The sequence below is a fragment of the Bradyrhizobium sp. YR681 genome, assembly GCF_000282615.1.
Lineage (GTDB): Bacteria > Pseudomonadota > Alphaproteobacteria > Rhizobiales > Xanthobacteraceae > Bradyrhizobium.
Genome location: NZ_AKIY01000092.1, coordinates 1 through 26,738 on the forward strand (window position 1 = coordinate 1; position 26,738 = coordinate 26,738).

Genomic DNA, 26,738 nt, shown 5'->3' on the forward strand with positions numbered 1-26,738 from the left:
GCTGCCCCTGCCGATCGGCGAGCGCGATTTCGAGTTCGGCATGCGCCCCGTGCTCGACCGCCACGGCAAGATCACGGGCGCGGTGCCGGAGCTGGTCGACATCACCGAGCGCCGCCGCGGCGAGGAAGCGCTGCGGCAGTCGCAGAAAATGGAGGCGATCGGCCAGCTCACCGGCGGCGTCGCCCACGATTTCAACAACCTCCTGACCATCATCCGCTCGGCGACCGACTTCCTGCGCCGGCGCGAATTGCCGGAGGAGCGGCGCCGCCGCTATGTCGACGCCATCTCCGACACCGTCGAGCGCGCCTCGAAACTGACGGCGCAGCTCCTGGCCTTTGCGCGCCGGCAGCCGCTGAAGCCGCAGATCTTCAATGTCGGCAGCCAGGTCGAGGGCGTCGCGCAACTGGTCCGGCCCCTGGTCGGCGGCCGCATCGAGATCGTGGTCGAGATCGACGATGCGGACTGCTTCACTGTTGCCGACATCGCGCAATTCGAGACCGCGCTGATCAACCTCGCCATCAACGCCCGCGACGCCATGGACGGCGAAGGCCACCTCACCATCGCCGTGCGCAAGGTCCAGGGCATTCCGAGCCTGCGCGCGCAATCGGCGCGCGGCGGCGACTATGTGGCGATCTCGGTCGCGGACACCGGCAGCGGCATCGCGCCGGAAAATATCGACGCCATCTTCGAGCCGTTCTTCACCACCAAGGAAGTCGGCAAGGGCACCGGCCTCGGCCTCAGCCAGGCGTTCGGCTTCGCAAAGCAGTCCGAGGGCGACATCGAGGTAGCGAGCACGCAAGGCAAAGGCGCGACCTTCACGATCTACCTGCCGCAAGCGCAGAGCCCGGCCGCCGGGAACGAAGCCGCGACGCTGACCAGCGAGGCCGCGACCACCGGGCGCGGCTATCGCGTGCTCGTGGTCGAGGACAATGACGATGTCGGCCAATTCTCGACCGAACTGCTGGAAGACCTCGGCTACGTCACCCGCCGCGTCGCCAACGCCACCGCGGCGCTTGCGATCCTCGGCGAGAATGAATTCGCCGTCGACCTCGTCTTCTCCGACGTCATCATGCCCGGCATGAACGGCGTCGAGCTCGCCGGCATTATCCGCGAGCGCTATCCGGGCCTGCCCGTCGTGCTCACCTCGGGCTACAGCAACGTGCTCGCCGAGAACGCGCATCGCGGCTTCGAGCTGATTCAGAAGCCGTACTCGGTGGAATCGCTGTCGCGCATCCTGCGCAAGGCGATCACGGAAAAGCTGTCGGTGGCCAGGTGAGTGCTTTAAGCGCAGGAAGCCGCCAAAGATTCCGTCATTGCGAGCACAGCGAAGCGATCCAGACTGCCTCCGCGGAAAGATTCTGGATTGCTTCGTCGCTTCGCTCCTCGCAATGACGGCGTGGTGACACAGCTGCATTCTAACAGGTTCATACGACATGAAGCCCGCCCTCTTCTCCGCCTGGCAGACCTGGGCGCTGCTCTCCGCCTGCTTTGCGGCGCTGACCGCGATCTTCGCCAAGGTCGGCGTCGAGACCATCAATCCGGATCTCGCCACCTTCATCCGCACCGTCGTGGTGCTGCTCGCCTTCTCGGTGCTGCTGTTCTTCACCGGACAATTCGCGGTGCCCTCGGCGGTCTCGTCAAGGACATGGTTGTTTCTGGTGCTGTCGGGGCTTGCGACCGGGGCATCGTGGCTCTGTTACTTCCGGGCGCTAAAGCTCGGCCCCGCCACGCTGGTCGCGCCGATCGACAAGCTCAGTGTCGTGCTTGTGGCCTTGTTCGCCTTCGCGTTTCTCGGCGAACGGCCGACGGCGCAGGGCTGGGTCGGGATCGGCATGATCGGTGCCGGCGCGGTGCTGCTGGCCGTGAAGTTGTGAGGCACCGATTCCGAAACCCGGCGTTCTAGCTTGATGCGTTCGCTTCGCTCCCGATTGCTGACCCTCTGGATCATGCTGGTGGTCTCCGGTGTCGCCACCGGCTATCTGCTGTTCGAATCGTTTCAGCAGACGGCGAACGCCCGGCTGGCCCGGTCCGAAGAGCTGGTCGCGCGTGCCTGCCGCGACCTCGCCGATCGCTACCAGTTCTTCGTGGCGGGCTGGAGCGGCGGACCAATCGACGAGCAATTGAAGCAACAGCTGGCCGCCGTCGTCCAGACCGCGCTTGCGGGCGCACCCGGCGTCGAAGGCGGCGTCTGGCAGGCCGACGAGGGCTCTCTCGCTTATGCGTTCCCGACCTATGAAGGCACCGGGCCGAAGACCGACCTTCCCATGGCCGAGCTCAACACCATCCGCGAGGTCAACGCCGAGGCGTTGCGGTCGGGACACGCGACGTCGATCAGGCAACCAGGCCGATCCCAGGTGCTGATCATGCATGCCTGCCCCTTACGTGGCCCGCTGGCGGGTGTCACCGGATGGACCATGACGCGGGCCTTCGCGGCGGAAGGACCCGCATACAATCAGCTTCTCGCCGGGCTTATCGTGCTTGCACTGACCGTCTTCGGTTCGGCCGCCTGGCTTGCGCGCGTGCTTTATGTCTGGTCGCGCAAGATCAATCAGATTGAAGCGGCTCTGGACGACCATCGGGATGGCGCGATCGACCTGCCGAGGCTGGCGCAGACCGGCGCTCCCGAACTCGACCGTCTGGTCGATGCGCTCAACAGCACCGGCGAGCGGCTGTCGCTGGAGCGCCGCCGCACTGCTGCGGCCGAACGGCTCGCAGCTCTCGGCCGCATGTCGGCTGGCCTTGCCCACGAAATACGCAACCCCATCGCCGCTATGCGGCTAAAGGCGGAGAATGCACTGGCAGTTGCCGACGGCTCACGCAGCGAAGCAGCCCTGAACGCCATTCTCCAGCAGGTCGACCGGCTCGACGTTCTGCTCCGCGACCTCCTGGAGATGACACAGGCCCGTGAGCCCAGACTGGCGGAGGTCGATCTCGAGACCTTCCTGGCACGAACGGTCGAGAGCCATCGCGACATCGCTGCGGCTCGGGGCGTCACGCTGACCGTGGGAACCGGGCCCGCATCTTCACCGTTACCGCAACTGGATCCGTCCCAGATGCAACGCGCCCTGGACAATTTGATCATCAACGCCATCCAGAACACCCCGGCCGGCGGGACCATCGCCGTGGATGCAGGCCGGCGGGACGGCAGCTTGCTGCTGCGGGTGGCCGACACCGGCCCCGGCATCGCCGACGACGTGCGCGAGCGGCTGGTCGAGCCGTTCGTCACCGGGCGCGCCGACGGCACTGGTCTTGGGCTCGCTATCGTTCGCGAAATCGCGCGGCATCATCGAGGCAACGTCCGTCTGCTCCGGGATATCGGTGGCGCGGTTTTCGAGATCGAGGTGCCATGGCGACAGTCCTGATCATCGACGACGACGCGGCGCTGCGCGAGGGTCTCGCCGAAGCGCTCGCCGATCTCGGTCACACGCCCCGCCTCGCGGCGTCCGGCCGTGAGGGTCTTGCCGCACTTGACGGCGAGATCGATGCGGTGCTGCTCGACCTGCGCATGCCCGGCGGCATGGATGGAATTGAGGTGCTTCGCCGCATACGCGCGCGCACGGATCCGCCGCCTGTCGTGGTGTTGACGGCCTTTGCCAGCGCCGCCAACACGATCGAGGCAATGCGCCTCGGCGCCTTCGATCACCTCAGCAAGCCGATCGGACGTGCGGAGTTGAAAGATCTGCTGTGCCGCCTCCCCCAGCGCATTCCCGCGGTCGGCGCCCCGGATGCCGAGATCGAGGATGGCCTGATCGGGTCGAGCGAGCCCATGCGCAGCGTGCAAAAGGCGATCGGTCTTGCGGCAGACAGCAACGCGATCGTGCTGATCCGCGGCGAGACCGGAACCGGCAAGGAGCTTGTCGCGCGCGCACTCCACGTTCACGGCAAGCGGAAGGACGGCCCTTTCGTCGCGGTCAATTGTGCCGCGATCCCCGAAGACCTGCTCGAGAGCGAGCTGTTCGGCCACGTCAAAGGATCGTTCACGGGAGCGACTGCGGACCGCGCCGGCGCCTTCCGCGACGCGGCTGATGGCACGCTCTTCCTCGACGAGATCGGCGACATGCCGCTTGCCATGCAGGCCAAGATCCTGCGTGCGTTGCAGGAGCAAGTGATCACGCCGGTCGGTGGCAAACCGATGCGCACCAACGCGCGTGTCATCGCGGCAACCCATCGCGATCTCGCGAAGCTTGCCGCGGCGGGTGAATTCCGCGAGGACCTCTATTACCGGCTCGATGTGGTGCAGATCGCAATTCCTCCGCTACGCGATCGCGTTGCGGACATCCTGCCGCTCACCCGGCATTTCCTCGCCCGTGCCGCCGCAGACCGCAGCCGGCAGAAGCAGGTGAGCCAGCCGGCGATCGACAAATTGCAGCGCTATTCCTGGCCCGGCAATGTCCGCGAGTTGCGCAACGTGATCGAACGCGCCTGCATCATGACCCGCGCGGACGTCATTGGACCCGGCGATATCGATACCAGCACGCACGAAGCGACGGCAGGCGCCGCGCCGGCCGGCGGCGATCTCCCCGCAGCCGTGGCGCAACTGGAGAAGACGATGATCGCGCGTGCGCTGGATGCCTGCGCCGGCAACCGCACCGAGGCCGCGCGCCGTCTCAACATCAACCGTCAGCTGCTCTACACGAAGATGCAGCGCTACGGCCTCGCCGAGATGTCAGAAAAGCTGACGGACCGCGTCGGGAAAGACGACGACTGACGCCTGCACTGTCCGACTTTTTCCTTTCTTATCAAAGATTTCGCCGTTGGCACGTCGCTTGCCGAAGATGCTGCAAGCGACCACGTCGCGACAATCGAAAGGAACAGTTCGATGAAGACGACACGCATGGGCGCCCTGTTCTGGGTGCTGCTCGCAACGACGGCCATCGGCAGCGGTGCCGCCGCCTACTCGCAATCGAGGGATCCCATGTGGGATTCCTCGCAGCTTCCGGAATCGCGCGGAACCGTCAAGCAATACACGCTGACGCCGCGCGGCGATGTCGACGGCGTCCTTCTCACCGATGGCACCGAGGTGAAACTGCCGCCGCATCTTTCCGCGCAGACGGTCTTCGCGATCCGTCCCGGAGACCAGGTCTCCGTACGCGGCCTGCGCGCCCGGGCCTTGCCGCTGATCGATGCGGCATCGATCACCAATGTCGCGACCGGCAAGAGCGTGGTTGACAACGGACCGCCGGACCGGCGCGGCGGCAGTGACGATCAAACCGTCAGCGGCCGGATCGCACTCCAGTTGCACGGCAAGCGCGGCGAGGTGAACGGTGTCGTGCTCGACGATGGTACGACGCTCCGTCTTCCACCGCCGGAAGCCGAGCGCATACAGGATCAGCTTCGTCAGGGCGCCACCATTTCCGCGCGCGGCCATATCATCGACACCGCGCTCGGCCGTGTGCTCGACGTACGCGCCATCGGCGTCTCACCGGAGCAGATGACCGAGCTGCGCGGCCCGCGTCCGCCCGGACCGGCCGATGGCCCCGACCGTCGCGGCCCGCCGCCGCCCCCCGGCTTCGGCCCGCCTCCGCCGCCGCCCCCTCCGCGCGGCTGATGCTCCATTCAGAACTCGACAGATAAGGACGTCGTCATGCATTGGATCGATCCCGACAGCCTGCCGGAAGTCGCAGGCACCTTTGAGCGCTTCGTTCTCAATCCCCATGGCGAGGTCGACGGCTTCGTCATGAAGGACAAGCAGGCCGTCATCCTGGTTCACACGCCACCGCACATGGAGGCCGAACTCACCCGCCATCTCAAGCCCGGCGAGAAAGTCCGCGTGCGGGGCGTGCGGCCTCGCGGCGCGAGCCTCCTGGCGGCGATCGCTGTGAGCACGGCAGGCGGACGCGAGATCGTCGACAACGGCCCGGATCACGAACGCGGGCATCCGAAAGTGAAGCACGAGCCGATGTCGGTGCAGGACCGGGTAGAGCTCTCGCTGTTCGGCCCGAAGGGCGAACTGCGCGGCGCGCTGCTATCGAACGGCACCGTGCTGCGCATCGGGCCGAAGGAGGCGGAGCACTTTGCGACCCTGCTTGCACCGGGCGCCAGGCTTGCCGCCCGTGGCGACGGCCTTCAGACCAGGCACGGGCGCGTGATCCATGCATTGGAGATTGGCCCTGATTCCGAGAGGTTGACGCCGGTGAAAAAGCCGAAGCCGAAGCACAAGAAGCCGAAGCACGGTCACGACGAAGACAGCCGCGCGGCTTGAGGCGAGACGAAGGCGAGGAAGGAACCGTTCATGTCCGACAAAGACGACAAGGGACGCGCCGGCCGCGCGCTGGATGCGGCCAATTTCTTCCTCGCCGACGTGCGCGACGGGCTTGGCCCCTACCTCGCCGTCTATCTGCTCACCGAACAGCACTGGGACGAGGCCCGCATCGGCCTTGTGATGTCGATCGCGACGATTGCCGGCATCGTGGCGCAGACGCCGGCCGGAGCCCTGGTCGATGCCACGCGGGCGAAGCGGCTGGTGATGGTGATCGCCGCCATCATGGTGACGCTCGCCTCACTCTCGCTGCCGCTGTTTCCAGGTTTTGTCCCGGTCGCGATCTCGCAAGGCTTCGCACAAGCCGCGGCTGTCATCTTTCCGCCTGCGATTGCCGCCGTCTCCCTCGGCATCTTCGGTCATGCCGCCTTCACCCGTCGGATCGGCCGCAACGAGACCTTCAATCACGCCGGCAATGCCGTCGCAGCCGGCCTCGCGGGCCTCAGCGCCTACTGGTTCGGTCCGACCGTGGTGTTCTACCTTCTCGGCGCCATGGCGATTGCGAGCCTGCTCAGCATTGTTGCGATTCCCGAACGCGCCATCGATCACGACCTTGCCCGCGGACTCGACGAGGCCGATACCCATAGCGAACAGCCATCAGGCTTGGCCGTGCTCCTGACCTGCCGCCCTCTGCTCGTCTTCGCAATCTGCGCTCTGCTCTTCCATCTCTCCAATGCGGCGATGCTGCCGCTGGTCGGGCAGAAGCTGGCGCTCCAGGACAAGAACATGGGAACGAGCCTGATGTCGGCCTGCATCGTGGCCGCGCAATTGGTGATGGTGCCGTTCGCAATGCTGGTCGGCGCGAAGGCCGACCGCTGGGGGCACAAGCGCTTCTTCCTCGCCGCGCTGTTGATCCTGCCCGTCCGTGGCGCACTCTATACGCTGTCTGACAATCCGTTCTGGCTGGTCGGCGTGCAACTGCTCGACGGCGTCGGCGCCGGCATATTCGGAGCGATATTCCCTGTCATTGTCGCCGACCTCATGCGCAACACCGGCCGCTTCAACGTCGCGCAGGGCGCCGTGATCACGGCCCAGAGCATCGGCGCCGCGCTGTCGACGACGCTCGCCGGCCTCGTCGTGGTCGGTGCAGGCTACAGTGCGGCATTCATTGCCCTTGGCGCGGTCGCCGCGATCGGCGCCGTCGTCTGCTTCCTGGCCTTGCCCGAGACGCGGCAAAGTGCAGATGACAACCCGCGCCCGCGGGGGAAGACAGCGGCGTCCGCATCGGCTATCGCTGCCGAATGAACCCATTCCACTGCAGGGATTGAACGTGCCGTCCGACGCCATCTGGGCCTGGAGCATCATCGTCGCCGCGACCGCAGGCGTCATCATCCGGCCCCTATCCTTGCCCGAGGCGATCTGGGCCGTGCTTGGTGCCGCCGCGCTGGTGCTGCTCGGTTTCCTGCCATGGCAGGACGCGCTTCTTGGCATCGAGAAGGGCCTCGACGTCTATCTGTTCCTGATCGGCATGATGCTGATCGCCGAGCTCGCCCGGCTCGAAGGCCTGTTCGACTATCTCGCGGCACTCGCCGTCGAATATGCAGGCGGCTCGCCGCAGCGGCTGTTCCTGCTGATCTATGTCGTCGGCACGGTCGTCACCGTGCTGCTCTCCAACGATGCCACCGCGATCGTGCTGACGCCCGCCGTCTACGCCGCGACGCGCGCCGCCGGCGCCAAGCCGCTGCCTTATCTGTTCGTCTGCGCCTTCATCGCCAATGCCGCGAGCTTCGTGCTGCCGATCTCGAACCCGGCCAATCTCGTCGTGTTCGGCGCGCGCATGCCGCAACTGACCGAATGGCTGCGCCTGTTCGCCCTGCCCTCGGCCGCCTCGATCCTGCTCACCTACATCGTGCTGCGCCTGACCCAGCATCGCGCGCTGAAGGACGAGACCATCGCGCGCAGCGTGCCGCATCCGAAGCTCGGACGCGGCGGCAAGCTGACGGCCGTCGGCATCGTCGCCATCGGAATCGTGCTGGTCACCGCCTCGGCGCTCGACAAGCAGCTGGGTCTGCCGACCTTCATCTGCGGCGTGGCCACGGCCGCGATCGTGCTGCTGATCAGCCGCCAATCGCCGCTCCCTGTGCTGAAGGGCGTGTCCTGGAGCGTGCTGCCGTTGGTCGGCGGCCTCTTCGTGATGGTGGAAGCGCTGGTCAAGACCGGCGTGATCGGGCAGCTCAGCGCGCTGCTGCACCAGGCGGTCGCACAATCGGTGCCGAAGGCCGCCTGGAGCGTCGGCATCGCGACAGCGATCGCCGACAACATCGCCAATAATCTTCCGGTCGGCCTCGTCGCCGGCTCGGTCGCCGCCAGCGATCATCTGCCCGCGCCGGTGGTCAGCGCCATCCTGATCGGCGTCGATCTCGGACCCAACCTGTCGGTAACGGGATCCCTTGCCACCATCCTCTGGCTGGTCGCGCTGCGGCGGGAGAAGATCGAGGTCGGCGCCTGGCCGTTCCTCAAGCTGGGGATGCTGGTGACGCCGCCTGCTTTGATCGCGGCCCTGGCGGCCGCAATCTGGTAGCCGGCGCCAATTGAGTTCAGTTGTTTGCGGTGCATCAATGCCGGCGGCACGAGCGCGGCTAGAGTTCACTTGTCGCGAGACCGAGACATGCCGCGGCAAGGAAGGTTCATCATGCAGATTCAATCAAAGGCGCTGCCGCAGGGCTTTTCCCTGCGTCGCGAAATCCAGAGCTTCATCGCGCCCGCCGAAGGCCGGGGCGAGACATCCCATCCCCTGCTCGTCTTCTCCGTCGTGGCGCTGCTGACCGTGTTCGCGATCGTGGAGATCGACCTGCACAGCGTCCAGCTTCAGGCGATCGGCCTGCTCGGCCATGGCGCCGGGATCGATCCGGTCTTCCTGAGTCCATAGCGGACAAAGCCCGATCGCGGCCAAGACGGCCGCGACCGGGCAGCGCGTCAGTCGTTCTCGTAGCCGTAGACTTCCGGCAGGATGAAGATTGCGGCGAGCAATCCGATCAGCGGGAAGATCGCGACGAACAGCGTGGCATTGGCCTGCCCGATCGCGGCGAACAGCGTCGGGAACAGGAAGATCGCCAGGAACGACGGCAGCTTCACGAACATGTAGGCGAAGCCGCTGGCCGTGCCGCGATATTGGGGCTTGGCGACCATGGTCGGGATCGTCATGCAGTTCGACGCATCCCAGTAGTGGCCCCACAACATGGCGGCGGCCGCGAACGGCAGCAGGATCTTGTTGTCGGTGTAGAGCGCACCTGCCGCGACCAGCAGCGAGACCAGCACGATCGAAAAGCCCGCGATCGAGATGCCGCGGTGGCCGATCTTCGGCGTCAGCAGCGGACCGACCCAGCCCGACAAGGCGGCGAAGGAGAACAGCGCCATCGTCACCAGATTGATGCCGAGCACGCTCGACACGCCGACCATCACGAACAGCACGGGCAAATAGAAGGCGAAGGTCGAGAACTCGCTCGCCTGCGCGAAACAGGCGATCCAGCCGTAGACCGTGGCGCGCCAGCGGATCGGATCCTTCCTGAGATCGGCGATGAAGGCACGCGTGCTGACCTTGGGCGCCGGCACGTCCTGGTCAGGCAGCATGTCGAGATTGTCGTTGAACATCTCGCGCGCGACCTGCTTGGCCTCGCGGTAGCGTCCCTTCTGCACCAGCCAGACCGCCGTCTCCGGCACGTCGTGGCGCATCACCAGGATGATCAGCGCCGGCAGCGCGCCGAGACCGAGCGTCACGCGCCACAGGGTCTCGTGGTTGATGTCGAGCAGCAGGAAGATCACGATGACGCCGATGGTCAGCACTTCGCCGACGGCGAACATGAACTGCCAGCGGTTGCCCATGACCTCGCGCTCACCCTTGGCCATGGATTCCATGATGTAGGTGTAGCCGGTCGAGATATCCGAGCCGAGCGGAATGCCGAGCAGGAACCGGATCACAATGAGCCAGGTGACGTTGGGCACGAAGGCCTGCGCCAGCGCCAGCACGATGAACATCACCATCGTCACCAGGAACATGACGCGGCGGCCGATCTTGTCGGAGAGCCAGCCGCCGAGCAGCGCGCCGATCAGGGCGCCGCCTTGCGTGCCGGCCGCGGCAAGGCCGAGCATCAGCGGATCGGGATTGAACTGCTCCTTGATGAAGATCAGCACGAAGGCGATCGAATAAAGGTCCCAGGCCTCGACCAGGATCGAGGCCATCATCAGCCAGCCGACCTTGTTGCCCTTTGGACTGTAGTTCGTGATGAGGTAGCGGACCGCGGCTTCGCTCGCGGTCGGTTGTGGCACAGCCATCGTCGACATGTTTGGTCCTCTCTTCAAAACCCTTTAGGCGCCAGGTACTTTTCAGGCGCCGAGTAGCGGCTCGATGCTGCAATCGAGCAGGCGCGGGTCGATCCCCGCCTCCATGCCCGTGAACATCTGGTCCATGTAGTCGATCAATGCATCGCTTGCCTTCACGGCGTCCTCGACGCGGCGGCCGGCGACGGCTGCGAGAATGGCGAGATGATGATCGATCGTGCCGGACAGATCGGTCTGGCCCGGCATGAAGCGGTGGTGGATGTAGCCGATGCGACGGTAGAGCGTGTGCAATGGCCGCAGCGTGTGCACCAGAAACGGCTCGCCAGCGGCTTCCAGCACCAGCGCGTCGATGCGGCGGTCGATGCTGTTGAATTCGTCGAGGGTCAGGGTGGCGCGGCGTTCGCGCAACAGACGTTCGATGTGCAGCGCCTGATTGCGATGCGAGAGGCTGGCGCGATCGGCGGCAAGCCGGACGACGAAGCGCTCCATGTCGCGGCGCAAGGCCAGCAGCATCCGCTCACGTGCCAGATCGATCGGCGCGATGTGCAGGCCGTGCCGCGGGCGGATGACGATGAGCGTGTCGGCGGAGAGACGATTGACGGCGTGATGCACCGGCGTGCGTCCGAAGCCTGTGATCTGCTGCAATTCCAGCATCGTCATGAACTGGCCGGGCTTGAGCTCGCAATGAACGAGCAGCTCCTCGATCCTCTGATAGGCCAGCTCGAAGAAGTTGAGACGGTTGCGCCGGGAGGGCTTGCCCTCGCCGTCGTCCTCGTTTCTCACCACCTCGAGCGCGCGCTTGCGCCGTGCCATGTCGTTGTCTCCCGTCAGCCCGCGCTCTCGTTGCTGGGTGGCGCCTTATTTGTGGCACCCTTAAAACATGTTGTGATATATTACAAGCAGGCGTAAGACTTTCGCGCGATCTGCAACATGTTGCAGCGCAAAATGAGACGTCGGGCGCGAGGCGCCTGTGATGGGAGGATTGTTGCCGTGAAGATCACGTCGATCGAGACGCTGCGCACCGAGGAATTTTCGAACGTCATCTGGGTGCGCGTCCACACCGACACGGGCATGATCGGTCTCGGCGAAACCTTCTATGGTGCGGGCGCAGTCGAAGCGCAGATCCATGACACCTTTGCCGGCCGCCTGCTCGGCCGCAATCCCCTGCACATCGAAGCCATTCATCGCGACATGCTGAACCTGCCGATGGCGCAGTCCTCGACCGGCGTCGAATATCGCGCAGCCTCGGCCATCGACATCGCGCTGTGGGATTTGTTCGGCAAGGTCTGCAATCAGCCGGTGCACCAGATGCTCGGCGGTCTCTGCCGCGACAAGCAGCGCATCTACAACACCTGCGCCGGCACGCAATATGTCCGCTCGACCAATATCAGCCCGGTGTCGAACTGGAATCTCGGTGCCAACAAGGGTCCGTATGAAGATCTCGACGGCTTCATGAACCGTGCCGATGCACTCGCCGAAAGCCTTTTGGAGAGCGGCATCTCCGCGATGAAGATCTGGCCGTTCGATCCCGCCGCGCAGGAGAACAAGGGCCTCTACATCACGGCAGCGCAGATGAAGAAGGCGATCGAGCCGTTCGAGAAGATCCGCAAGGCCGTCGGCGACAAGATGGAGATCATGGTCGAGCTCCATTCGCTCTGGAACCTGCCGACCGCCAAGCAGATCGCGCGTGCGCTCGAACCCTACAAGCCGACCTGGTACGAAGACCCGATCCGGATGAACTCGCCGCAGGCGCTGGCCGAATACGCCCGCTCGACCGACGTCTGGGTCTGCGCCAGCGAGACGCTGGGCTCGCGTTTCCCCTACAAGGACATGCTCGACCGCGACGCCATGCATGTGGTGATGGCGGACCTGTGCTGGACCGGCGGCCTCACCGAGGGCCGCAAGATCGCGGCGATGGCCGAGACCTATCATCGCCCCTTCGCCCCGCACGACTGCATCGGCCCGATCGGCTTCATCGCGGCCATCCACATGTCGTTCAGCCAGCCCAACACGCTGATCCAGGAATCGGTGCGCGCCTTCTACAAGGGCTGGTACAATGAGCTCGTCACCACGATGCCGACGATCAAGGACGGTTTTGTCTATCCGATGGAAGGACCGGGCCTTGGCGTCGACCTTCTGCCCGCCGTCTTCGATCGCTCCGATCTGACCGTGCGCCGTTCCAACGTCTGAGGATTCTTTGAGATGAGCACCGCCCTGTTCGACTTGTCCGGCCGCACCGCGCTTGTGACCGGCTCCTCCCGCGGGCTCGGCCGCGCCATTGCCGAGGGCATGGCCAAGGCCGGCGCCAAGCTGATCATCAACGGTGTCGATCCCAAGCGAGTCGAGCAGGCCGTCGCCGAGTTTCGCGCTGCAGGTCACCAGGCCGAGGGCGCGGCGTTCAACGTCACCGACGAGCCTGCGATCGTCGCCGCCTTCGAGCGTTTCGACCGCGAAGGCCTCGCGGTCGACATTCTCGTCAACAATGCCGGCATCCAGCACCGCAAGCCGCTGGTCGAGTTCACCACCGAAGAATGGCGCAAGGTGATCGAGACCGACCTCACCAGTGCCTTCGTGATCGGCCGCGAGGCCGGCAAGCGCATGATCCCGCGCAAGCACGGCAAGATCATCAATATCGGCTCGCTCGGCAGCGAGCTGGCGCGTCCCACCATCGCGCCCTACACCGCGGCGAAGGGCGGCATCAAGAATTTGACCCGCTCGATGGCGGTGGAATGGGCCCAGCACGGCATCCAGGCCAATGCGATCGGCCCCGGCTACATGCTGACCGACATGAACGAGGCGCTGGTCAACAACACCGACTTCAACAACTGGCTGATGGGCCGCATCCCCTCAAAACGCTGGGGCAGACCGGACGAGCTGGTTGGCGCGGCGATCTTCCTCGCCTCCGACGCATCCACTTACGTCAACGGCCAGATCATCTATGTCGATGGCGGCATGATCGCCGCGATGTAATCGCGAAACCGAGGGAACGAGACCATGCGCGCCGTCGTCATCCACGCCCCCAAGGATTTGCGGATCGACACCTATCCGGATCCGGCGCCCGGCCCGGGCGAGGTCCGCGTCAGAATCGCCAACGGCGGCATCTGCGGCTCCGACCTGCATTACTACCATCACGGCGGCTTCGGCGTGGTGCGCATCCAGCAGCCGATGGCGCTGGGCCATGAGATCGCCGGCGTGGTCGCGGCCGTCGGTGACGGCGTCGCCGGCATCAAACCCGGCACGCGCGTCGCGGTCAATCCGAGCAAGCCGTGCGGCCAGTGCCTGCATTGCCAGGAAGGCATGCGCAACCAGTGCCTCGACATGCGCTTCCTCGGCAGCGCGATGCGCTTTCCGCACGTGCAGGGCGGTTTTCGCGAGTTCATCACCGTCGATGCGACGCAGGCCGTGCCGATCGCCGACAGGCTGTCGCTGGCGGAAGCTGCGGTCGCAGAACCGCTCGCGGTGTGCCTGCATGCCGGCAAGCAGGCCGGCCCCCTGCTCGGCAAGCGCGTGCTGATCACCGGCTGCGGCCCGATCGGCGCGCTGATGATTTTGGTCTCGCGCTTCGGCGGCGCGTCCGAGATTGTCGTCACCGATGTCGCTGACGCGCCGCTCGCCGTCGCCAGAAAGCTCGGCGCCACCCACGCCCTCAACGTCGCGGCCAATGCCACCGCGCTCGATCCCTGGCGCGCCGGCAAGGGCGTGTTCGACACGCTGTTCGAAGCCTCCGGCAACCAGGCCGCCCTCCGCGCCGCGCTCGACGTGCTCAGGCCCGGCGCCACGCTGGTGCAGCTCGGCCTCGGCGGCGAGATGACGCTGCCGATCAACGCCATCGTCGCCAAGGAATTGCAGCTGCGCGGCACCTTCCGCTTCGATCCCGAGTTCGAGCTGGCGGTGCGGCTGATGGGCGAAGGCCTGATCGACGTCAAGCCGCTGATTACGGCGACCATGCCGTTCGAGAACGCGGTCGCCGCCTTCGAGCTTGCCAGCGACCGCTCGCAGTCGATGAAGGTGCAGCTGACCTTCTAAGCTACCGGCGCTCGACCAGCCGGTCGCTGACCAGCCGCACGGCGCCTCGCTTCCATGAATAGTCTGCGCCGAGGCGCAGGCCGCTGTCGCCGCGTGACACGACGGCGCCGGTTCTGGCATCGCGGACCTGGAATCCCAGCGTGTATTCGGTGCGGCTGACCCGTCGCACCACACCGATCAGCGACTGGTCCGCGCCGAGCTTCTGCGCGATCGCCGCCTCGCAGCCATCGCAATCGCGCAACGCGCGGGTCTTCGCCTCGCCGCTTGCACTGGCGACATCGACGATGCGGTAGCGGCCGGATTGGCCCAGCGCCTCGCGCACGCTGCCGGTGACTTCGGCAAGGTAGGACGCATCCGATGCGGCCGACGCGCCCGCCGAGGCGGCGGTCATGTCCTCGAGCTCGAAATCGAACACGGCCAGCGCGATCGGCGCGGGTGTGGCGAGCGCGGCGATGACCTCGCGGGACACGAACATCTCGGCGCGCTCCCATGATTCATCATTGTCGCCGCGGAAAGTGTAGAGCTTGTCCATCACGACCTTCTTCGCGCCGACGTCGATCACGGCGACCTTGGCCCATTGCACCAGCGTGCTGGTCTTCTGGATGCCGCCGATGACCTTGAACGCCGCACCGTCATTCGCCGACGGCACCGACCGGTAGCGACCGTCTGCACCGAGATCCCGCCTGAGCGCCGCCATGAACGCCGCCAGCCGCCGCTCATGGGCGGCGGTCTGGTTGGCCGGCTCGGCCGACGTATCGGTATAGCTGAAATCGTCCATGGCAACGCCGATGGCGGCCTCGGCACCGGCCGGCGAATACGCCGCCGGGAGGACGATGAGCAGAAACGCGGAGAGGATCGACCTGATACGGCGCATACGGACCTCGTGTGATGGAACGGCGGCGCAATCTGGACGGCAGCCTCGAGCCGTGCAGCAGCGCCGGTCCCGCTCGCAGCCGGGAAAATTTCACGACGTTGCGCCGCAATATGCGCAGTGCTTTGCCCCGCCTGCGTTCTGCCGTTTAATGCCCGGGCGACAATTCCGTTCGCGTCAGGTGCCTGCCGATGTGGAACCGCCCGAGATTCGATCTCAAGGTCCGTCTGACGTTGCGCGTCGCCGCGATATCGGCCGCCTGCTTCGCCGCGATCTCCGCTTATTTCCTGATCACGGCCGACCGCGCGGCCCACACGCGCCTCGACGATATCGCCGCCATCGTGGCCAAGACGCTGGAGCTGCAGCAGGGCAAGATCCAGTGGGTGGCGAGTCCCCGCTCGGACTTTCCCAACCTCGACCCCGTTTCGGCCTATGTGATGACGCCCGGTTTGTGTCTGGCATTCCGTGGCACGAGCGGCGACATCCTCCAGCGATTCTGCAGTGGCGCCCCGATACCGGCGAGCCCGCCGCCACAGGCCTTCGCGGCCTTCTATCGCAGCCTGTTCGACCCCGGCCGCGAAGCGGCACGGCCTGTGATCGTGCGCGGAGCGAAGCTCGGCGACGCCGTCGTCGCGGTCGATCCGGCCGTGCAGACGGCCGAGGCCTGGCACGAAGCCGGCCGCCTGATGCTCGCGCTCGCGATCACGCTGCCGCTGCTCTGCGCACTGGTCTACGCCGCGCTGGCCCGCGCGCTGCGCCCCACCCACATGATCCGCACCGGCCTCGAGCGGATCGCCGCCAACGACCTCACGACACGGCTGCCCCCGTTCGACCTCGCCGAGCTGTCCGCCATCCGCGACGTCTTCAACCATCTCGCCGAGAGCCTCGATACCGCTCTGGCCGAACGCGCCGAGCTGACGCGGAAGCTGATCGCGCTGCAGGACGAGGAGCGCCGCCACCTCGCGCGCGAGCTGCACGACGAGTTCGGCCAGTCGCTGGCCGCCATCCGCGCGCTGGCCTCCTCCGCCCGCCAGACCGCCGCGCAGGACTGTCCGTCCCTGCTGTCGGAATGCGACGGGATCGCGCGGACCGCGACCGGCATGATGGAGACGCTGCGCGGCACGCTGTTCCGGCTGCGCCCGCCCGATGTCGAGGAGCTCGGGCTCGTCGCCAGCCTCGAAGGTCTGGTCGCCGGCTGGAACGGACGCAGCGGCGGCAAGACGCGCTTTGCGATCCGCTTCGATGGCGCCTTCGAGAGCCTGCCGGCCGCGATCAGCGCCAACCTCTACCGCATCGTGCAGGAGGCACTCACCAACGCCGCCAAGCATGCCGACGCCACCAAGGTGAGCCTGGAGTTGACCATGCACGCCGACCAGATCGCGCTTGCGATCGACGATGACGGACGGTCTAGCGATCGCGCCTCGAAATCCGGGATGGGCCTGCTCGGCATGCGCGAGCGCGTCGCCGCCTTGCGCGGCCGGTTGAGCTTCGAGGCTGGCCCCCATGGCGGCTCCGCGCTGCGCGTGGTCATTCCGCTCCCGGCCGCCGACCAGCCGGTGCTGGAGCGCGCGGCATGAGCGCGACCATTCTGCTGGTCGACGACCATTCCGTGGTGCGCGAGGGCTATCGCTCCGTGCTCGAGAAGCAGCCGGGGCTTCGCGTCATTGCCGAGGCCGGCGACGGCGCCGAGGCCTACCGTCTGTACAAATCCGAGGCGCCGGACCTCGTCATCATGGATCTGAGCATGCCAGGGATCGGCGGCATCGAGGCCGTCAGGCGCATCAGGCAGTGGGACAAGGGTGCAAAAGTCCTCGTTTTCACCATGCACCAGAATGCCGGCTTCGCCGTGCAGGCGATCCGCGCCGGCGCGCGGGGCTACGTCACCAAGACCAGCCCGCCGGAGACGCTGGTGCGCGCCGTGATGGACGTGCTCGCCGGCAAGATCGCCATCAGCCCCGACATCGACCACGAACTTGCACTGAGCCGGCTCGCAGGCGAAAGCTCGGCTGCCGACGTGCTGACACCGCGCGAGTTCGAGGTGCTGCGGCTGCTGCTCGCCGAGCGGACGACCGACGAGATCGCCGAGACGCTCCATGTCAGCCCGAAGACGGTGGCAAACCTGCACTCGCTGATCAAGGACAAGCTCGGCGTCGGCTCCGACATCGAGCTGGTCCGCCTGGCGCTGCGCCAGGGTCTGCTGACGCAGCTCGATCTCGGCGAGGCCTGAAGCGCTCAGGCGAGATAGCGTGTCAGATAGCCTTCCATGGCATAGAGCGCGCAGAGCGCGAGGCTCGACCACACCGCGGCGCTGAAATACAGGAACATCCAGGTCAGCTCGCCCTTCCAGTGCGCGATGTCGTGGGTCACCACCCAGCGCGTCGACACGTCATGCAGGCCTTCGAGGAAGCCGAGCAACCTGTTGCCCTCCTGATGCCCTGCCCGCCAGCGGCTGAGATACATCGGCACGTCGACGGTGACGAGGAAGGCGAGGAAGCAGGCGATGCCGACGATGCCTGACATCAGCGCCCAGCGCACCGGCCCCTGGAATTCCGGCACCAGCCGGCACAGCGCGATGCCGGCGAGGAAGAAGGTCACCGCCCATAGCGAGTTCTCGATCGCGTTGTAGAGGAAATTGGTGGTCACCACGGCGTACCAGGAAAAGCACTCCGCGATGATGATGATCGGCACGATCACCAGCGCGATGTTCACCGCGGTCTCCGCACCGGTCATCTGACCGAGCTGATGCAGGATGATCGCCCATTGCGCGACGAAGCACAGCTCGGCCACGGTCGCGACCGTGCGGCCGACGAAGACGCTGGAGAGCCAGGTGTCGAACAGGCAGATGCGCTGCACGTCGGCGCGTGGCAGCACCGAGCGGAAGGCGCAGCCGAACACATAGCCCGCGCAGAGCAGGAACATCAGGCCGATGTCCGAGCCGCCGCTGATGCTGCCCGCAACCGTCGGATAGAACTCGCGGTACAGCATGAACCAGACGAGAATGTTGGCGGCACTGACAAGCGTCAGGGAGCCCCACCACCACGCGAGGGGATTTGACCGCGCCTGCCACTGCAACATGATGAATCGCTCCGCTGTAATCGACGTGACATCTAGCGGTAGCAATTTTGTCATATGTTTGCAGCACGGCGCGACAGAAATCGATGTCATGATACTGTCATAATAGCGCTGCGCGCTGTCATATTCGCGAAGGCGGTTCGAAGTTCGCGATGGAAAGCGCCCCGTTTCAGTCATCAGCAAAAAGCACGATGAACTTTTTCGGCGTCGCAAATATCTCCTGCCGATGAAGACGACGACACGAGCGCTCGCGCTGCTCGGTGATCTTCCAGAGCGCACTCCCCTCGCTCTCAATCGACGCGAAATTTTGCCGAAGACTTGGCCGGGCGATTGACGGTCACAGCAATGGCACCGCTTTGCCAGGGTGGGAGGATCACAACGTTTCCGGGGTGGGCCCAAAAATCCCTGCAGTCGAAGCGGCCGACGGGGCTCCTTGATCATCAGGGGATCGCCGCTAAATGTCCACATACCGGACGATTATGGCAAAATGCTATATTTATTCGACATCTTCGGTCCGCTCGTCCATAAAGCGACGATGACCCAGGACAAACTGCCGGAAACCTCCTCATCCGCCGCCGTGGTGCTGGCCTCGCGCGCCGATGATGCCGCGTTCGCGACGACACTCGCAAAGGGCCTCGTGGTGCTCGAAGCCTTCAAGGCGGGGACGACGTCGCTCGGCAACATGGAGCTGTCGATCCTGACGGGGCTTCCGCGGCCGACGGTGGCACGGCTCACGCATACGCTCGCCGAGCTCGGCTATCTCCGCTACGATGCCGATCGCGCCAAATATTGCGTCGGCGCGCGCACGCTTCGCATGGCGCATCCGCTGCTCGCCGAGATGCAGTTTCGCCAGGTCGCGCGCCCCATGATGCAGGAGCTTGCGCAGAGCGTGCGCGGCACTGTCTCCATCGGCCTGCTCGATGCGACCTCCATGATCTATGTCGAGACCGCGCGCTCCGGCGACGTCGGCCCGCACGTCCCCGACATCGGCATGCCCATTCCCGTGGTCATGACGGCGATGGGCCGCGCCGCGGCTGCGACCTTGCCGCAGACCGATGCCGCACTGCTCGAACAGCGCCTCGCCAGCGAGGACGCCGAACTCTGGTCGGCCTTCCGCGAAAAATACCGCGCGGGCCTTGTGCAATGCGCCAGCCGCGGCTTCTGCACCTGCTGGGGCGAATACATGGCCTCGATCCACGCCGTCGCGGCGCCGCTGTTTCACGCGCGTGAGACCGGGCGGTCGTTCTCGATCAATTGCGGCATCCCTGCCTTCCGGCTTCAGCCGGGCCAGCTCGAGGGCGAGATCGGTCCGCGCATCGCGGCACTCGCCGACAGCATCCGCGCCATCGTCGGCGCCACGGGGCCGGCAACCGCGACACAACAACAAAACAAGAAGAGGGCCAGGAAATGAACGAGAACACTGGCACTCCACGATCGGGAGGCCGTCATGACCATCACACGCCGAACCCTGCTGGGCACCCTCGCCCTCTCCCTGTCAGGACTTCCACCGCCCCTGCATGCTGAGGACGCCTGGCCGTCACGCCTGGTGCGGCTGATCTCGCCCTATGGCCCCGGCGGCTCCAACGACATCTCGCTGCGGCTGCTCGCGGAAGAGTTCGGCCGCAGCCTGCATCAGCAGTTCATCGTCGAGAACAAGCCGGGCGCCGGCACGCGCATCGCCAACGACATGGTCGCGCACGCGCCGGGCGACGGCTACACCTTTCTCTACGTCGCGGCCCCCTACGCCACCGCCGAAGCGCTGTTCGGCAAGCTGACCTATGAGCGCACGGATCTTCAGCCGGTCGCGATGGCGGTGATCGCGCCGCTGTTCCTGATCATCAGCGCCGACGCGCCGTTCAAGACGCTGCCCGAGTTGATTGCCTACGGCAAATCGAAACCGGATGGCCTGACCTTCGCGTCGCCCGGCGCAGGTTCGCAGCCGCATCTTGCCGGCGAGCTGCTGTTCAGGGACGCTGGCGTCAAGGGTCTCAACATTCCGTTCCGCGGCGATGCGGCGTCCTACACCGAGCTGCTCGCCGGCCGCGTCGATGCCACGCTGACGGCGCTCACCACCGCGCTGCCTTATGTCCAGAGCGGCAAGTTCAGGGTGCTGGGCGTCGCCTCCAGCGAGCGCAGCCCGCTCTATCCGCGGGCGCCGACCCTGCGCGAGCAGGGCTTTCCCAACGTGATCGCCGCCGGCTGGTTCGGCTTCATGGCGCCGGCCACGACGCCGCAACCAGTCGTCGACAAGCTGCAGGCCGAAGTCGCGCGCGCCCTCGCCACCCCTGCCGTCAAGGACAAGCTCACCGCGCAGGGCCTGGAGGTGCGCACCGGCACCGCCGCCGAGTTCGGCCAGTTCATCGACAGCGAGACGCAGAAATGGACCGGCCTGATCCGCGAGGCCGGCCTCAAGGGCGAGTGACAATCACGAACAGGGAATGGAAATGAAGACCGATTGCTTCAGACACGCCGCGACCGCCGTGCTGGCCCTCGCGCTGTCGATCCCGGCCGCACAGGCGCAGAAGAAATACGCCCCCGGCGCCTCCGACGCCGAGATCAAGGTCGGCCAGACCGTACCGCTCAGCGGCCCGGCCTCGGCCTATGCCGTGATCGGCAAGACCCAGGCTGCCTACATGAAGATGATCAACGACCAGGGCGGCGTGAACGGCCGCAAGGTCTCGCTGATCCAGTATGACGATGCCTATTCGCCGCCGAAGACGGTGGAGCAGACCCGCAAGCTGGTCGAAAGCGACGAGGTGCTGCTGACGTTCCAGATCATCGGGACCGCGCCGAACGTCGCCGTGCAGAAATATCTCAACGCCAAGAAGGTGCCGCAGCTGTTCGCGGCCACCGGTGCTGCACGCTTCACCGATCCGAAAAACTATCCGTGGACCATGGGCTTCAACCCGCCCTACCTCGTCGAGGGCCGGATCTACGCGCAATATCTTCTGAAGAACCATCCGAACGCCAGGATCGGCGTGCTCTACCAGAACGACGATCTCGGCAAGGACTATCTCGCCGGCTTGAAGGCAGGTCTCGGCGACAAGGCGAAGATGGTCGTGGCCGAGACCTCCTACGAGATCACCGAGCCGACCATCGACTCCCAGATCCTGCGGCTGAAGGACGCCGGCGCCGACGTGCTGTTCAGCGCCACAACACCGAAGCAGGCGGCGCAGGCGATCAAGAAGGTTGCCGAGATCGGCTGGAAGCCGCTGCACATCATCGACATCAACGCCTCCTCCGTCAGCGCCGTGCTGAAGCCGGCCGGGCTCGACAACGCCAAGGGCGTCGTCAGCGTCGGCTACGTCAAGGACTCCGCCGATCCCGAATGGAAGGACGATGCCGGCATGAAGCGCTATCTCGCCTTCATGGCGAAATACTATCCGGACGGCGACAGGGATTCGAACCTGAACGTCTACGGGTACATCACCGCGCAGCTCCTGGTGCAGGTGCTGAAGCAATGCGGCGACGACCTCACCCGCGACAATGTGATGCGCCAGGCGGCGAGCCTCAAGAACATCGAGCTCGACCTGACCCTGCCGGGCATCTCGGTGACGACGACACCGACCGACTATCGCGTCAACAAGCAGTTCCAGATGGTGCAGTTCGACGGTCAACGGTGGCAAAAGCTCGGTGACATCATCACGGACGAGGCGAAGGAGTAGCGAGACCGGCGAGGCCTATGCTGACGACGTGAGCCCGGGCCTTCGCCTCGCCGAAACGGCGGGAGAGACCCGGGCACGACGACGGATGGTGCCGCTACCTCTTCATCCCACCCACATAAGCCGCGAGCTTGTCCAGCGTCTGATAGCCGTATTCGACGGCGCCAAAGCCGATCATGCCGTCGCGCTGCTCGGTGCTCGAGGCCAGTTGCCGCATCATCAGCACGGTCTTGCCGTTGGCCTGCTCGGCAAAGGTGACAGTGAAGCGGAACATGCCGGGATCCTCGTCCTGGTCGGTGCCGTGGTCCATCTCCATCAGCGACGGCCGCTCGATGCGGCGGAAGCGCATGCGGTTGGGATAGACCGTGCCGTCGGGGCCGATCATGTTGAAGCGCCAGACGCCGCCGACGCGTACGTCGATCTCGAACGTCTCGAGCTTGAAACCCTTCGGCCCGAACCATTGCGGCAGATGTTTTGGATCGGACCACGCCTCGAACACCAGATCGCGCGGCGCGTCGATCACGCGCGACATCACGATCTCGCGGTCGAGCGACCATTGCGACAAGGCGGGGTTGGCAGAACTCGTCATCACTTGGGACCTTTCCGTTTGCTTGTTCGGGACGGCTTCGCAGCCGGCTCCCTCTCCTTCTTGAGCTGCATCACATAGGCTTCGAACCGGTCGAGCCGTGCCTCCCAGATCGCACGCTGCTGCTGGAACCAGTCCTCCGCGCCGACCAGCGCGTCCGGACTGAGGCGGCAGGTGCGCACACGGCCGGATTTTTCGGACTGAACGAGCCCGCTCGTCTCCAGCACATGGATGTGTTTCATCAAGCTCGGCAGCGCCATGTCGAAGGGATCGGCGAGCTCGCCGACCGACGCCTCGCCGGCGCACAGCCGCATCACGATCGCCCGCCGCGTCGGATCGGCAAGGGCGGCGAAGACATGGTCGAGGCGGGATAATTGGTTAGCCATGGAGCTAACTATACGGGAGCAGACGCCGGGCGTCAACAATTGTTAGCCGATTGGCTAAGTTAATCCCGTAGCCCGGATGGAGCGCAGCGTAATCCGGGATTCTTGGCCACAAGCAACGCCGGTCCCGGATTGCGCTGCGCTTCATCCGGGCTACGAAAGCCGCGAACAGAGACCGGAACCCACAACGCGCAATCGTGAATTGGGCCATCGCGCCCTCCCCGCTAAAACATGTCCGGGGGCGCACAAGCATGATTCATCAGGGCACGTGCCGCCTGTTGTCACCTCATCCCCGATCACCCGGCGAACCTTCGCCGGGGCTGCGCTGGTTCCGCTTGCGATCGCGCTGCGGCCGCGGCGCGCATCCGCGGATTCCGACATGATCGCGCAGATGCGCGACATCGTCGCCGCCGAGCTGGCGCCGACCGCGACGCCGGACCATCCGGGCGGCCTTGCCGCCGCGCTCCATGCCGGCCGTCATATCGTGTTCTTCAACTATGGCTTTGCCGACGACGCAACGCGACGCCCGATCACGCCGGACACGCTGTTCAACCTCGGTTCGCTGCGCAAGCCGTTCGAGGCGACGCTGGTCGCGCTCGGCACGCTCCGTGGCGAGTTGCGGCTCGACGATCCCCTGCCGAAATATCTTCCCGAGCTCACCGGCGACACCATCCGCCAAGTCACCATCGGAGAGCTGGTCACGCACACATCGGGACTGCTGCTGCCGACCGACCATCCGCCCTGGCCGAACGAGGAGTTTTCGCGCGCTCAGTTCATCGCGATGCTCAACGCCTGGAAGCCGCGCGCTGGCGAGGCGCCGGGCAAGCAGCGCATCTACAGCCATGCCGGTTATGTGCTGCTCCAGCTCGTGCTCGAACGCTGCTACGGCAGCCCGATCGCGGCGCTGTTCGAACAGCGCATCTTTGGACCACTCGGGATGACCGCGACCTCGGTGCCGGAACGCGGCGAGGACAACCGCGCTGTCATGGATGCAGGCTGGATGCAGCGCGTCGTGCAGGGCTATTCGGACCAGGGCACGGCGATCGGCCCGCCAGGCAACCAGCAGAGCTATTTCGACTTTCCCGGCACGGGCCAGATGTTCTCGTCAGCGCGCGACCTTTCGACCTTCGTTGCCGCCTGCGTCGACGGCCGCTCGATCGATCCGCATCTGCGCGAGGCGCTGCGGATGACGCAGCATGAGGCCTTCCGCGTCGACGAAAAATTCGGACAAGGCATGGCCTGGGAGACGGTGCATCTGCCCGGCGCCACCGTCGTCGACAAGCCGGGCGGCCTCAACAATGCCTCCGGCTATTTCGGCCTCGTGCCGGCGCGGCGGATCGGCATCGTGCTGCTGGCCAATCGCGGCGAGTACCCTCACGAGATCGCCCGCTACAGGATCCTGCCCGCACTCGCACAACTGATCGCGTCGCACGGCGGCTGAGCTCGGAAACAGAAAGCCCCGGCAGAGCCGGGGCTTTCCACGCCAGATCAGGAACGGGATGAAGCTCAGTACCTGGCGACGACGGGTCCGCCGAACTTGTAGTTCACGCCGACGCGCACGATGTTCGACTTGAGGTCGACCGAGTGGGTGAAGACGTTGCTCGGGAATGGCGTTGTTCCGGCAAAGCCGACCAGATTGGCGCTGGTGACGGTGCTGCGGCCGAGATCGACATAGAGATATTCCGCCTTGAGCGACCAGCCGCCGCCGAAGGCGTATTCGGTACCGACGCCGGCGGTCCAGCCCACGCGCGTATCGCGGATCGCGGCGGACTCCGTTGCCGCGGAGAACGTGTCGGTGAAGTTGAAATTGCCCTTCACTTCGGCGATCGCCGCGCCGCCCGTCGCGTAGAGCAGCCAGGTCGGCGCCGCGAGGAAGCCGATGCGGCCGCGGATGGTGGCGAGCCAGTCGGCCGAGACCGACGAATTGACGGTGAAACCGGTCGGGGCGCAGCAAGGATAGAGCGCCGAGCCGCTCGCGCTGCCCTTGAAGCCGAAATAGTTGATATCGCCTTCGAGGCCGAGCACGGCGTGGTTGACCTGCCAATTGTAACCCGCGGTGAAGCCGCCGGTCACGCTGGAGCTGTTGACGCCTTGGGCGCCGACCGCGCCGATCGCCGGGACGCTGCTGGCGGCGAAATAGCCGACCGGCGAAAAGACGGTCGAGGTGCTCGGATCGGAACTGCCCCACTGCCCGCCGACATTGCCGCCGACGTAAAATCCGGTCCAGTTATAGGCCGGCGCCATCACGGGCGCCTTGGTGTAGTGCGCGGCGAGATCGGCCGCCTGCACGGAGGCGGTGCCCAACACAATCGACGCGACCGCCAGCAAAAACTTCTTCATTCCAGTCTCCTTGCCCCACGCGGCAAAACTCGCGTTTCGAATGCGCGCGGGCGGAAGGCGTCCGGCGCAGATTGGGGATAGGTCGCCGGCCCCGTAACGTCTTGGGCTGCGGCGAAGTTCATAGGGACTGTGACGTAGTGCGCGCCCAGTGTCGTGCGAACGGATGACGAGTGTGGCCCGGCGGCCACGTACCATCCTTCAGCCACGGCGCACCACGCGCACCCGTGGCGCATCGCGACAAGGCCGGCGCGAACGCGATTCGAACGCGCCTCAGACCGAGCGCGTCAGCCCGCCATCGACCCGGATGTTCTGGCCGGTGATGTAGGCGGCGCCCTCGGACGCCAGGAACGCGACGGTCGCCGCGATCTCCTCGACCTTGCCGTAACGCTTCATCGGCACGCTGTCGCGGCGCGCGTCGAGCTGCGGCAGGCTGTCGATCCAGCCGGGCAGCACATTGTTCATGCGGATGTTCTCCGCCGCATGGGTGTCGGTGAAGATCTTCGTGAAGGCGGCAAGGCCGGCGCGGAACACCGCCGAGGTCGGAAACATCGCGCTCGGCTCGAACGCCCAGGCGGTCGAGATGTTGATGATGGCGCCGGCCTTCTGCGCCTGCATCACCGGCGTCACCAGCCGGGTCGGACGGATCACGTTCAGCAGATACGTGTCGAGGCCGGTGTGCCATTGCTCGTCGGTAATCTCGGTGATCGCTGCGCGCGGGCCATGGCCCGCGCTGTTGACGAGGACGTCGATACGGCCCCACTTCGCCATCGCACCATCCACCAGACGCTTCAGATCGTCGTTCGACTTGTTGGAACCGGTGACGCCGAGCCCGCCGAGCTCGGCCGCCAGCGCCTCGCCCTTGCCGGAGGACGACAGGATCGCGACGCGAAAGCCGTCGGCCGCAAGGCGCCGTGCGGCCCCCGCCCCCATGCCGCTGCCGCCGGCGGTAACGAGTGCGACCTTCTCTGCTGCCGTCCCTGCTGACATGACCGATCATCCCTGTGTTGAGGCGAGCCGCAGGCCCGGCCTATCATGACGGCTTCTACCGCCGGACCTGCCGGCAGGTCCACCGCCGAAGGCATCCGTCATGAGCGATTTGCAGATCCGCAACTTGCGTCCCGGGGAGATCTCCCTTGCCGTCGATTGGGCCGCCGCCGAAGGCTGGAATCCGGGCCTGTCGGACGCCGCCTGCTTCGCGCTTCCGGACGCGCAGGGCTTCTTCGTCGGCGAGATCGACGGCGAGCCGGTCGCGACCGTCTCC

At 65.8% G+C, this 26,738-nt stretch carries 26 protein-coding genes and 1 pseudogene; 19 read left to right on the plus strand and 8 right to left on the minus strand.

Translation table 11 applies throughout. The features are described 5' to 3' along the window. The 9 genes from PMI42_RS10215 to PMI42_RS10255 all read left to right on the plus strand — a co-directional run. On the plus strand, window positions 1-1,276 hold a 1,276-nt coding region (locus PMI42_RS10215; RefSeq protein WP_035965131.1), incomplete at its 5' end, for an ATP-binding protein. 157 nt (window positions 1,277-1,433) lie between these two features. After that, window positions 1,434-1,874 (plus strand): EamA family transporter, encoded by a 441-nt coding sequence (locus tag PMI42_RS10220; RefSeq protein ID WP_008133292.1) that lies wholly within the window; start codon window positions 1,434-1,436, stop codon window positions 1,872-1,874. Between the two features lie 33 nt (window positions 1,875-1,907). After that, window positions 1,908-3,362 (plus strand): sensor histidine kinase, encoded by a 1,455-nt coding sequence (locus PMI42_RS10225; RefSeq protein WP_008133293.1) that lies wholly within the window; start codon window positions 1,908-1,910, stop codon window positions 3,360-3,362. Then, a complete protein-coding gene (locus PMI42_RS10230; protein WP_008133294.1) occupies window positions 3,347-4,708 on the plus strand; it encodes a sigma-54-dependent transcriptional regulator in 1,362 nt (453 codons plus the stop codon). Before PMI42_RS10225 ends, PMI42_RS10230 begins: the two co-directional genes overlap by 16 nt. A 111-nt stretch (window positions 4,709-4,819) precedes the next feature. Continuing rightward, complete coding sequence (locus PMI42_RS10235; RefSeq protein ID WP_008133295.1) at window positions 4,820-5,548, plus strand: hypothetical protein; 729 nt, start codon at window positions 4,820-4,822, stop codon at window positions 5,546-5,548. A gap of 36 nt (window positions 5,549-5,584) precedes the next feature. Beyond that, window positions 5,585-6,202 carry a hypothetical protein gene (locus PMI42_RS10240; RefSeq protein WP_008133296.1) on the plus strand — a complete coding sequence of 206 codons (618 nt, stop codon included), beginning with the start codon at window positions 5,585-5,587 and terminating at the stop codon, window positions 6,200-6,202. Between the two features lie 30 nt (window positions 6,203-6,232). After that, entirely contained in the window at window positions 6,233-7,504 is a 1,272-nt protein-coding gene (locus PMI42_RS10245) for an MFS transporter (protein ID WP_008133297.1), read from the plus strand. Between the two features lie 25 nt (window positions 7,505-7,529). Then, entirely contained in the window at window positions 7,530-8,780 is a 1,251-nt protein-coding gene (locus PMI42_RS10250; RefSeq protein ID WP_008133298.1) for an arsenic transporter, read from the plus strand. 111 nt (window positions 8,781-8,891) lie between these two features. Beyond that, the gene (locus tag PMI42_RS10255; RefSeq protein WP_008133299.1) at window positions 8,892-9,128 is read left to right on the plus strand and encodes a hypothetical protein; all 237 of its coding nucleotides are present in this window, start codon (window positions 8,892-8,894) and stop codon (window positions 9,126-9,128) included. Between the two features lie 47 nt (window positions 9,129-9,175). On the opposite strand, the gene PMI42_RS10260 is transcribed toward PMI42_RS10255, so the two are convergent. Then, window positions 9,176-10,540: an MFS transporter gene (locus PMI42_RS10260; RefSeq protein ID WP_008133300.1), complete on the minus strand. Its 1,365-nt coding sequence runs from the start codon at window positions 10,538-10,540 to the stop codon at window positions 9,176-9,178. 42 nt (window positions 10,541-10,582) lie between these two features. Continuing rightward, complete coding sequence (locus tag PMI42_RS10265) at window positions 10,583-11,350, minus strand: GntR family transcriptional regulator (protein ID WP_008133303.1); 768 nt, start codon at window positions 11,348-11,350, stop codon at window positions 10,583-10,585. 177 nt (window positions 11,351-11,527) lie between these two features. Between PMI42_RS10265 and PMI42_RS10270 the strand changes: the two genes are divergently transcribed. The 3 genes from PMI42_RS10270 to PMI42_RS10280 are packed head-to-tail and all read left to right on the plus strand — an operon-like array spanning window position 11,528 to window position 14,563. After that, the gene (locus tag PMI42_RS10270) at window positions 11,528-12,727 is read left to right on the plus strand and encodes a mandelate racemase/muconate lactonizing enzyme family protein (protein WP_008133304.1); all 1,200 of its coding nucleotides are present in this window, start codon (window positions 11,528-11,530) and stop codon (window positions 12,725-12,727) included. Between the two features lie 12 nt (window positions 12,728-12,739). Continuing rightward, window positions 12,740-13,507, plus strand: a complete 768-nt coding sequence (locus tag PMI42_RS10275) for an SDR family oxidoreductase (RefSeq protein ID WP_008133306.1) — start codon at window positions 12,740-12,742, stop codon at window positions 13,505-13,507. 24 nt (window positions 13,508-13,531) lie between these two features. After that, window positions 13,532-14,563 carry an L-idonate 5-dehydrogenase gene (locus PMI42_RS10280; protein ID WP_008133307.1) on the plus strand — a complete coding sequence of 344 codons (1,032 nt, stop codon included), beginning with the start codon at window positions 13,532-13,534 and terminating at the stop codon, window positions 14,561-14,563. Between the two features lies 1 nt (window position 14,564). Here PMI42_RS10280 and PMI42_RS10285 read toward each other — a convergent pair whose 3' ends face one another. Continuing rightward, window positions 14,565-15,437, minus strand: a complete 873-nt coding sequence (locus PMI42_RS10285; protein ID WP_008133309.1) for a DUF3280 domain-containing protein — start codon at window positions 15,435-15,437, stop codon at window positions 14,565-14,567. A 188-nt stretch (window positions 15,438-15,625) separates the two neighbouring features. On the opposite strand from PMI42_RS10285, the gene PMI42_RS10290 reads away from it, so the two are divergent. Both PMI42_RS10290 and PMI42_RS10295 read left to right on the plus strand, forming a co-directional pair. Continuing rightward, the gene (locus PMI42_RS10290) at window positions 15,626-17,011 is read left to right on the plus strand and encodes a sensor histidine kinase (RefSeq protein ID WP_008133312.1); all 1,386 of its coding nucleotides are present in this window, start codon (window positions 15,626-15,628) and stop codon (window positions 17,009-17,011) included. Then, window positions 17,008-17,661: a response regulator gene (locus tag PMI42_RS10295; RefSeq protein ID WP_008133313.1), complete on the plus strand. Its 654-nt coding sequence runs from the start codon at window positions 17,008-17,010 to the stop codon at window positions 17,659-17,661. Before PMI42_RS10290 ends, PMI42_RS10295 begins: the two co-directional genes overlap by 4 nt. Before the next feature lie 5 nt (window positions 17,662-17,666). Here PMI42_RS10295 and PMI42_RS10300 read toward each other — a convergent pair whose 3' ends face one another. Then, window positions 17,667-18,509 (minus strand): hypothetical protein, encoded by an 843-nt coding sequence (locus PMI42_RS10300; protein WP_008133314.1) that lies wholly within the window; start codon window positions 18,507-18,509, stop codon window positions 17,667-17,669. Window positions 18,510-19,041: 532 nt separating this feature from the next. Between PMI42_RS10300 and PMI42_RS10305 the strand changes: the two genes are divergently transcribed. From PMI42_RS10305 to PMI42_RS10315, 3 genes are read left to right on the plus strand one after another with little or no spacing between them, the layout of a single operon-like run. Then, window positions 19,042-19,917 carry an IclR family transcriptional regulator gene (locus PMI42_RS10305; protein ID WP_035965138.1) on the plus strand — a complete coding sequence of 292 codons (876 nt, stop codon included), beginning with the start codon at window positions 19,042-19,044 and terminating at the stop codon, window positions 19,915-19,917. A gap of 36 nt (window positions 19,918-19,953) precedes the next feature. Then, complete coding sequence (locus PMI42_RS10310; protein WP_008133316.1) at window positions 19,954-20,928, plus strand: Bug family tripartite tricarboxylate transporter substrate binding protein; 975 nt, start codon at window positions 19,954-19,956, stop codon at window positions 20,926-20,928. Window positions 20,929-20,950: 22 nt separating this feature from the next. Next, window positions 20,951-22,171: an ABC transporter substrate-binding protein gene (locus tag PMI42_RS10315; RefSeq protein ID WP_008133317.1), complete on the plus strand. Its 1,221-nt coding sequence runs from the start codon at window positions 20,951-20,953 to the stop codon at window positions 22,169-22,171. Window positions 22,172-22,265: 94 nt separating this feature from the next. Here the strand turns inward: PMI42_RS10315 and PMI42_RS10320 are convergent, their stop codons facing one another. Both PMI42_RS10320 and PMI42_RS10325 read right to left on the minus strand, forming a co-directional pair. Then, window positions 22,266-22,757, minus strand: a complete 492-nt coding sequence (locus PMI42_RS10320) for an SRPBCC family protein (protein ID WP_008133318.1) — start codon at window positions 22,755-22,757, stop codon at window positions 22,266-22,268. Then, complete coding sequence (locus tag PMI42_RS10325; protein WP_035965134.1) at window positions 22,757-23,140, minus strand: ArsR/SmtB family transcription factor; 384 nt, start codon at window positions 23,138-23,140, stop codon at window positions 22,757-22,759. The genes PMI42_RS10320 and PMI42_RS10325 overlap by 1 nt, the downstream gene beginning before the upstream one ends. 376 nt (window positions 23,141-23,516) lie before the next feature. On the opposite strand from PMI42_RS10325, the gene PMI42_RS10330 reads away from it, so the two are divergent. Then, window positions 23,517-24,578, plus strand: a complete 1,062-nt coding sequence (locus PMI42_RS10330) for a serine hydrolase (RefSeq protein WP_008133320.1) — start codon at window positions 23,517-23,519, stop codon at window positions 24,576-24,578. 65 nt (window positions 24,579-24,643) lie between these two features. Here PMI42_RS10330 and PMI42_RS10335 read toward each other — a convergent pair whose 3' ends face one another. Both PMI42_RS10335 and PMI42_RS10340 read right to left on the minus strand, forming a co-directional pair. Then, a complete protein-coding gene (locus tag PMI42_RS10335; RefSeq protein ID WP_008133321.1) occupies window positions 24,644-25,477 on the minus strand; it encodes an outer membrane protein in 834 nt (277 codons plus the stop codon). 270 nt (window positions 25,478-25,747) lie between these two features. Further along, the gene (locus tag PMI42_RS10340; protein ID WP_008133323.1) at window positions 25,748-26,464 is read right to left on the minus strand and encodes an SDR family oxidoreductase; all 717 of its coding nucleotides are present in this window, start codon (window positions 26,462-26,464) and stop codon (window positions 25,748-25,750) included. A 100-nt stretch (window positions 26,465-26,564) separates the two neighbouring features. Here PMI42_RS10340 and PMI42_RS40395 point away from each other — a divergent pair. Continuing rightward, window positions 26,565-26,738: pseudogene (locus PMI42_RS40395) on the plus strand (GNAT family N-acetyltransferase); the annotation flags it as partial.